Below are 1,165 nucleotides of genomic sequence, written 5' to 3'. Positions count from 1 at the left end.
CTCCATAAATCGACTCCATCACCAACGCTTGGTATTCAATGCCAGGGGTGATGATTTGAAGTCCTGCTCGCCGGGCAGCCACGTGATAGACCTGACTTTTAATTGTGCCGGACGTCGCTAGCAGCCCTACGGTTTTGCCAGCACCGTATCGCTGAACGATAGCCTCAACCGTCTCAGTCAACATATTCACTATTGGTACACGCAGGTGCGCCTGGATGCGCTCAACAAATGCATGAGCTGTATTGCACGGAATCGCTATGGCATTGGCGCTGGCGCTTTCCAGTCGCTTGCACGTTGCGTACATCGCCATCGTCGGATCAGTTTCGTCATTCAGTAAGTTGGCTGTGCGATCAGGGATCTGGGGGTTTTGTTCCACCACCATTTTGATGTGTTCCTGATCGCGACCTGCCGGTGTGTGCGCAACAACCTTCCCCATGAAATCAACCGTTGCCGCTGGCCCAACACCACCCACTATCCCAAGCTTGAATGGCGGACGGGTCGACTGACCTTTCTCCAAGGTGGCGAAAGTGGCATAAATCTCGTTGATATCCAGGACAGTCAAGCCACGCCGTTGAAGATCACCGCAGACCAACGAGAGCTCAGTCATGCCAGGCAGGATGATTGCGGCCCCCTGATCCTGAAGCGAAAGGCAGGCCTGATAGACACACTCCAGAGGTACACCGTCAAGGTAACCATCCTTGATGCCATTAACGCCATACATCGCATCCATCAACCCGGACTGCTCGTTATCATTTGGATAAACGAGCTTGAAGTCATTGCCGAAATAGCGCTCAAACAGCCCTGAGTGCCGAACATGGTCAGACGCGATGATTCCCAACGTACTGCCGCATTCAGCGACATGATCCACGTGCTTGCGTAACGCCTCCATCATATCCAGAACGGGTATGCCAATTTCCTCCTGGATTTCCTCACGAAAGGTGTGACTGGCAAAACAAGGCAGTAAAACTGCATTGACTTCGCTGGCCTCGAACGTCTGGCAAACCTGAAATACGTAGAACTTTCTGGAGGTCATGCTGGCGCCCCGATCCAGGGGCATCAGGACGTCTTTGAAGGGGTGTTGCTCAAAGAGGAAGTGATAGCGACCTTGATCCTCCAGAACAGCTCTGGATTTCACCAGCTTGTAGAAAAGATCGCCGCCGGCCAG

At 53.0% G+C, this 1,165-nt stretch carries 1 protein-coding gene; it reads right to left on the bottom strand.

What is annotated here, in order from left to right:
* Positions 1-1,165, bottom strand: a 1,165-nt coding sequence (locus AC1DVH_RS31480) for an amino acid racemase (protein WP_477757073.1), incomplete at both ends; no start/stop codon positions are given.

It is taken from the genome of Pseudomonas sp. P4_C3 (assembly GCF_056402075.1).
Note: the sequence above shows the minus strand (reverse complement) of the source record. Positions and strands in the feature narration are given on the sequence as shown.